2 protein-coding genes are annotated in these 1,611 nt (G+C 75.9%); both read left to right on the top strand.

All coding sequences use genetic code 11. From position 1 onward, the window contains the following. Positions 1–864: SUMF1/EgtB/PvdO family nonheme iron enzyme (locus ACFV3E_RS46675; RefSeq protein ID WP_500542631.1), on the top strand; the 864-nt coding region annotated here is incomplete at its 5' end. Between the two features lie 31 nt (positions 865–895). Continuing rightward, on the top strand, positions 896–1,611 hold a 716-nt coding region (gene egtC / locus ACFV3E_RS46670; protein ID WP_500542629.1), incomplete at its 3' end, for an ergothioneine biosynthesis protein EgtC.

Raw genomic sequence — 1,611 nt, 5'->3', positions numbered from 1 at the left:
CGCGGCCCGGCGGCACTGACCGCGCCCCCGCCGCCGCCCGCACCCGCGGACACGGCGCTGCTGCCGGCCGAGGTCCTGGTGCCCGGCGGTCCGTTCACCATGGGCACCTCGGCCGAGCCGTGGGCGCTGGACAACGAACGTCCCTCGCACGTGCGCGAGGTGGCGCCGTTCTTCATCGACACCGTGCCGGTGAGCAACGGCGCGTACCTCGCCTTCATCGAGGACGGCGGCTACGAGGACGAGCGCTGGTGGACCCCGGCCGGCTGGGCGCACGTCCGCGAGCACGGCCTGTCCGCCCCGCTGTTCTGGCACCGGGAGGGCGGTACGTGGCTGCGCCGCCGCTTCGGGGTGACCGAGCCGGTGCCGCGCGAGGAGCCCGTGCTGCACGTGTGCTGGTACGAGGCCGACGCGTACGCCCGCTGGGCAGGGCGCCGGCTGCCCTCCGAGACGGAGTGGGAGAAGGCGGCCCGGCACGACCCGGGGAGCGGCCGCTCCCGCCGCTACCCGTGGGGCGACGCCGACCCCGGCCCGGAGCACGCCAACCTCGGGCAGCGGCACCTGCGGCCGGCCCCGGTGGGCAGCTACCCGGCCGGTGCCTCGCCGCTGGGCGTGCGGCAGCTGGTCGGCGACGTGTGGGAGTGGACGGCGAGCGACTTCCTGCCCTACCCGGGCTTCGCCCCGTTCCCGTACAAGGAGTACTCGGAGGTCTTCTTCGGCCCCGACCACAAGGTGCTGCGCGGCGGTTCGTTCGCCGTGGACCAGGTGGCCTGCCGGGGCACGTTCCGCAACTGGGACTACCCGGTCAGGCGGCAGATCTTCGCCGGCTTCCGCACCGCCCGCGACGCCCACCCGGAGCAGGTGTGAGCGCCGCCCCGAGCAGACGGGGGCGCGGCTGATGTGCCGGCACCTGGCGTACGTCGGGCCGCCCGTCGCGCTCCGCGAGCTCGTCATCGACCCGCCGCACTCGCTGTACCGCCAGTCGTGGGCGCCGCGCCGGCAGAAGTACGGCACGGTCAACGCCGACGGCTTCGGGCTCGGCTGGTACGCGGACGGGGATCCACTGCCCGCGCGCTACCGGCGCTCCGGGCCGGTCTGGGACGACCCGTCCTTCGCGGACGTGTGCCGGGTGACGCGCTCCGGAGCGCTGCTCGGCGCGGTCCGCGACATCACCGAGGGCTCGGTGGCCGACGAGTCCGCCGCCGCGCCGTACACGGCGGGCCGCTGGCTGTTCAGCCACAACGGCGCGCTGCGCGGCTGGCCGCACTCGGTCGCCGAGGCGGCCCGCACGCTGCCCCCCGAGGAGCTGCTGACCTTGGAGGCGCGCTGCGACTCCGCCCTGGCCTGGGCGCTGACCCTGCACCGGCTGCGCGCCGGTGCCGCCGCGGACGAGGCGCTCGCCGACACCGTCGGCCGGCTGGCCGCGCTGACCCCCGACTCACGGCTCAACTTCCTGCTGACCGACGGCCGGGCGATCGCCGGTACCGCCTGGGGCGACACGCTCTGGTACCTGGACACGCCCGGCCGCTCCCTCGTCGTGGCCTCCGAGCCGTACGACGACAGTCCGCGCTGGACCGAGGTCCCCGACCGCCACCTGCTGTACGGCGATCCCAC

Origin of the sequence: Streptomyces sp. NPDC059718, from assembly GCF_042733315.1 — a bacterium.
GTDB lineage: Bacteria > Actinomycetota > Actinomycetes > Streptomycetales > Streptomycetaceae > Actinacidiphila.
The sequence above is the reverse complement of the archived record's forward strand: the minus strand, read 5'-3'. Positions and strand labels throughout refer to the sequence as shown.